This window comes from Micropruina sp., assembly GCF_027492755.1.
GTDB lineage: Bacteria > Actinomycetota > Actinomycetes > Propionibacteriales > Propionibacteriaceae > Micropruina.
The window spans coordinates 1-5,360 of the sequence record NZ_JAPUED010000150.1; the positions used below are offsets into that span (position 1 = coordinate 1).

The window sequence follows — 5,360 nt, forward strand, 5'->3', positions numbered from 1 at the left end:
AGCTGCTGATGGTGGCCGGCATGGAGCGCTACTACCAGATCGCCCGCTGCTACCGGGACGAGGACTTCCGCGCCGACCGGCAGCCCGAGTTCACCCAGCTCGACATCGAGATGTCGTTCGTCGACCAGGAGGACGTGATCGCCCTCGGCGAGGCGCTCGCCAAGGAGATCTGGTCGCTGATCGGCGTCGAACTGGACGCGCCGTTCCCGCGGCTCACCTACGCCGAGGCGATGGACTCCTACGGCTCCGACAAGCCCGATCTGCGCTTCGAGGTGAAGCTGACCGAGCTGACCTCGTACTTCGCGGACACCCCGTTCCGGGTCTTCCAGGCACCCTACGTCGGCGCCGTCGTGATGCCCGGTGGGGCGGCCCAGCCGCGGCGCACCTTCGACGCCTGGCAGGAATGGGCCAAGCAGCGCGGTGCACGAGGTCTCGCCTACGTGACGATCGCCGAGGACGGCACCCTCGGCGGCCCGGTCAGCAAGAACATCTCGGACGCCGAACGCGCCGGCCTCGCCGAGGCCGTCGGCGCCAACCCGGGTGACTGCATCTTCTTCGCCGCCGGCGCCAAGACGGCTTCGCAGGCGCTGCTGGGCGCGGCGCGCAACGAGATCGCCAAGCGTTGCGGCCTGATCGAGGAAGGCAGCTGGTCGTTCCTGTGGGTGGTCGACGCGCCGCTGTTCAAGCCCACCGGCGACGCCGTCGCCGAGGGCGACGTGGCGGTCGGTGCCGGAGCCTGGACGGCGGTCCATCACGCCTTCACCTCGCCGAAGGACCTGGACACCTTCGACAGCGACCCCGGCAATGCGCTGGCGTGGGCGTACGACATGATCTGCAACGGCAACGAGATCGGCGGCGGCTCGATCCGTATCCACCGCCGCGACGTCCAGGAGCGGGTGTTCGCCGTGATGGGGCTCGCCGAGGAGGAGGCGCAGGAGAAGTTCGGCTTCCTGCTGGACGCCTTCAAGTTCGGCGCCCCGCCGCACGGCGGCATCGCCTTCGGCTGGGACCGGATCGTGGCCCTGCTGTCCGGCTCGGAGTCGATCCGCGACGTGATCGCCTTCCCGAAGAGCGGCGGCGGCTACGACCCGCTGACCGGTGCCCCCGCCCCGATCTCGGTGCAGCAGCGCAAGGAGGCCGGGGTGGACGCCAAGCCGCCCGCACCCAAGGTCGCCGAGCCTCAGGCCTGACCGGGCCACCGCTGGTCGAGCTTGTCGAGACCCGGGCTGAAAACCCGCTGGTCGAGCTTGTCGAGACCCATCGGAAGATCTCGACAAGCTCGATCAACGGGTTCCGTCGCAGTCCGAACATGCCACGAGGGGCCGTTCGATCACTTCGGACGGCCCCTCGGCCTGGTGTGAAGTTCCGGCGTGCGGGGTCTGTCCCCTCACCGGGCTTCGGTGGCATCAGCGCAGATCGTCGGGGTTGGCCAGGTCCTGGTCATCCTCGTCGTCGGCGTCGCTGGCCAGCAGTCCGTACAGGTTGCGCCGGGTCTCGGCGAGGATCTGTGCGGCTTGCTGCTGGTGGGCGCGGCTGCCGGAACGGGTGAGCTCCTGGGCCGCCATCGCCAGCGAGCTGAACTCCTTCCACATGCTGCGCAGCACCTCGGGGTGCTCCGGAGCGTTCTCGGCGTTGAACGCCTCCCACGGCTTCGGGTCGATGCCCGCCGCCACGTTCTGGCCCGCCTCGGTCAGCCGGTACGCCTTGGCGCCGTAGTTGTCGAAGGGTTCGATCAGCTGCTCGTCCTCCAGTTGGGCCAGCGCCGGATAGATCGCTCCGGGGGACGGCTTCCAACCGCCTCCGGTGCGCTCGGCCATGGTCTGGATCATCTGGTAGCCGTTCATCGGCTCCTCGGCGAGCAGCGCGAGGATGGCCTGCCGGACGTCACCGCGCCGGGCCCGTCCGCGACCGCGGGGACCCATCGGGCCGCGTCCGCCGAGCGGGCCGCCGGGGCCGAACGGGCCACGGGGACCGAACGGACCGGCCGGTCCGAAGGGACCGTGGGGGCCGAAGAGGGGGTCGCCGCCGAACGGCTGGCCGCCTCGGGCATGACCTTCGCCGCGGGGGCCGCGACGGGGTCGACGATCATCATGTCCGCCGCGGAAGTCCCGCGGCTCAAATTCCTGGTTCCACATGGGTGGACTCCTTTCGTGTGTGTCTCGTTGTGTCAAAGATATATCGAGAGTGTTCACAGCGCAAGTCTCGATGGCAGGGAAGTGCTGACCGCGTGCAACGTCGCGGGGAGAGGGGCAGGTCCGGAGGCCGTCGGCGGGTGGGCGCGCAGACTGTCGGCGTCCACTCGTAGACTCGGCGCAGTGGAGGACCTCTTCGGAAACACCGACCCCGTCACGGCACCCTCGGGAGGGTCGCTGAGCATGCCGTCCGCGGGTGCGCCGCTCGCGGTCCGGATGCGCCCACGCACCGTCGACGAGATCGTCGGTCAACAGCATCTGCTGGGGCCCGGGTCGCCGCTGCGCCGGCTCGCCGAGGGGGACGCCGCCATGTCGGTCTTCCTCTGGGGGCCGCCGGGGGTGGGCAAGACCACCATCGCGTCCGTGGTGTCGCAGTCGGCCAAGCGCCGGTTCGTGGAGCTCTCGGCGGTCACCGCCGGCGTCCGGGAAGTGCGCGCCGAACTGGACACCGCCCGCCGCGAGTTGGCCCGGGGCCGCTCGACGGTGCTCTTCGTCGACGAGGTGCACCGGTTCTCCAAGGCCCAGCAGGACGTGCTGCTGCCGGCGGTGGAGAACCGGCTGGTCACCCTGATCGCGGCCACCACCGAGAATCCGTCCTTCTCGGTGATCGCGCCGCTGCTGTCCCGCTCGCTGCTGCTCACCCTGAAACCGCTGACCGACGCCGACCTCGGCGTCCTGATCGACCGGGCGCTGGCCGATGAACGCGGCTTGGGCGGCGCGTTCACCCTCACCGACGAGGCCCGCGCCGACCTGTTGCGGCTGGCCGGCGGCGACGCCCGCCGCGCGCTGACCTACCTGGAGGAGTCGGCGGCCGGTACCCAGTCGTCGGGTCTGGCGGTCATCACCCCGGACGCGATCAGCCGCGCCGTCGACCGCGCCGCCGTCCGCTACGACAAGGACGGCGATCAGCACTACGACGTGATCAGTGCCTTCATCAAGTCGTTGCGCGGCTCCGATGTGCAGGCCGCGCTGCACTATCTGGCCCGGATGATCGAGGCCGGCGAGGACCCCCGGTTCATCGCCCGGCGGCTGGTGATCCTGGCCAGCGAGGACATCGGGATGGCTGCGCCGTCGGTGCTGCAGACCTGCGTCGCAGCTGCCCAGGCCGTCCAGCTGATCGGCATGCCCGAGGCGCGGCTCAACCTGGCCCATGCCGTGGTGGCCTGCGCGCTGGCACCCAAGTCGAACGCGGTCACCCTGGGCATCGACGGTGCGCTCGCCGACGTCCGGGCCGGAAGGATCGGGCAGGTGCCGCCGCATCTGCGGGACGCGCACTACGCGGGAGCGAAGGCGCTCGGCCATGGCAAGGGCTACAAATACGCCCACGATCATCCGCACGGGGTGGCGGCCCAGCAGTACCTGCCCGATGAGCTGCAGGGCGCGCGTTACTACGTGCCGACCGATCACGGCAACGAGGCGGGCATGGCCGAGCGGATGGATACCCTCGACGAACTCCTCGGCCGCGACAAACACTGAAGCCGAGTCTGTGGGCCATCGGTGAGGCACCGCCTGTGCCTACCATGACGAATCCCCGCAGCCCCGCGCCGAAGGAGTTCACGCTGACCGCGCCACCGTTGCCACCGGCCGGTTTCGCCCCGGTCGGGCCACCCTCACGGCGGCGTCCGACGGCCGCCATCGCCGGGGTGCTCGCCGCCGTCCTGGTGGTCACGGGCGTGATCGTCTGGGCCGGACGTTCGCCCGCCCAGAGCGGTCCTGTCGCCACCTTCCTGCCCTCCCGGGCCGGGACGTCCGTCCATCTCGATCGGCAGGGACGCGGCAGCTGGCAAGTCACCCAGGGCCCCTTGGGCGGGGCGGACGGCTGGGCCGAGTTGAGTGCGCCGGCTCGCCGGCTGCTGTCCACGGCACCGGACGCCGACTGGTGGACGGTGGATCTGCTGCAGCAGGGCCAGCCGCAGCCGAACACCAGCATCGACTTCGAGGTGAGCCAGGGCCGGGTGCTGCTGCGGGCGATCACCTCGTCCGCGCGGTCGGTGGTGTTCGATCCGGGCGTGCCGGTGCTCTCCGCAGATCAGTCGGGCGGCGCCGAGGTGCGTTGGACGGGCCGGCTCGCTCGGGACCGGGACGCCGCGGTCGCCGCTGAAGCCCGACTCGTCACCGCGTTCGAGACGCCCCGGGCTGGTTGCGTGCAGAGCAGCGTGACGATCGGCGCCGACACCGAGGTGTTCGGTTTCTGTCCCGGTGCCGGGCTGGTCGCCTGGGCGAGTGTGCCGGCGGGAACCGGATTCACCGAGGCGGTCGCTGCACGACCGGTCGCGATACCGACGGGAACGCCGGCACCGGCAGCGTTGCGGGGTGAGGCGCCCCGTCCGATGTTGTTCTTCCGCAACGGCAGCGGCGTCTACCAGCCGCAGCTGGCGCCGTCCGGCTCACGGGCGATCTGGGCCGGCGATCGGCTGGTGATCGCCGACACCGCCGGACGGCTGACGGCCTGGCTGCCCTCGCCGGCCCAGCGATCCGAACCCGAATCGCTCTACACCCAGCGCTGGCGTTCCCAACCCGGTGGCTCGATCCGCGGCCTGGCCGCCTCGGACGGCCGCATCGTCGCCGGCACCACGGAGCGTGAGGTGGTCGGCTACGACGCCGACGGCTGGGAACAGTGGCGACACCCCTTGCCGGACGCGGTCAGCCAACTGACCGCACGGAACGGGATCGTGCTGGCGCTGGACGCCGGCGGCTTGCTGCGCGCGCTGAGGGTCACCGGCGGCGACACCCTGTGGGAGACCGACGGGGTGAGCGACCTGCTCGGTGTCGGCGGCGATCCGGCGACGGTTACGGTGGCCCGCGACGACGAGGTGGCGGTTCTCGACCTGGGCACCGGCGAGGAGTTGTGGAGTGTGCAGGCCGGCTCCTCGCAGCCACAGGCCGCTCCGTTCGGCGACGCGGTCGCCACGCTGACCGGCAACTGGCTGGTGGCGCGAGATCGGGCCACCGGCGCCGTCCGATGGCAACGAGCGGTGGCGAACGATTCGCTGCTCTACTCGCTCGACGCCTCGCTGCTGCTGTCCGAGCCGCGCGCCGCCACCGTGCTGGACCCCTCCGGTGCCGCATTGTGGCGCTCCACCGAGGCGCCCGTGGTGGTGCCGGTGGCGGCCAGTGGTCAGCTGATCGGGGTGACGGACGCCGGGCTGCTGCTCGCCGGCCCGGGTG

The 5,360-nt window shown here is 71.2% G+C and carries 4 protein-coding genes; 3 read left to right on the forward strand and 1 reads right to left on the reverse strand.

Annotation, left to right across the window (positions count from 1 at the left end):
• On the forward strand, window positions 1-1,190 hold a 1,190-nt coding region (aspS, locus tag Q0066_RS10810; protein ID WP_298132774.1), incomplete at its 5' end, for an aspartate--tRNA ligase.
• Between the two features lie 216 nt (window positions 1,191-1,406).
• Here the strand turns inward: aspS and Q0066_RS10815 are convergent.
• Complete coding sequence (locus Q0066_RS10815; RefSeq protein WP_298132776.1) at window positions 1,407-1,922, reverse strand: PadR family transcriptional regulator; 516 nt, start codon at window positions 1,920-1,922, stop codon at window positions 1,407-1,409.
• A gap of 393 nt (window positions 1,923-2,315) precedes the next feature.
• Between Q0066_RS10815 and Q0066_RS10820 the strand changes: the two genes are divergently transcribed.
• Both Q0066_RS10820 and Q0066_RS10825 read left to right on the forward strand, forming a co-directional pair.
• Window positions 2,316-3,668, forward strand: coding sequence for a replication-associated recombination protein A (locus Q0066_RS10820; RefSeq protein ID WP_298132779.1), 1,353 nt, complete (start codon window positions 2,316-2,318; stop codon window positions 3,666-3,668).
• A gap of 44 nt (window positions 3,669-3,712) precedes the next feature.
• On the forward strand, window positions 3,713-5,360 hold a 1,648-nt coding region (locus Q0066_RS10825; RefSeq protein ID WP_298132781.1), incomplete at its 3' end, for a PQQ-binding-like beta-propeller repeat protein.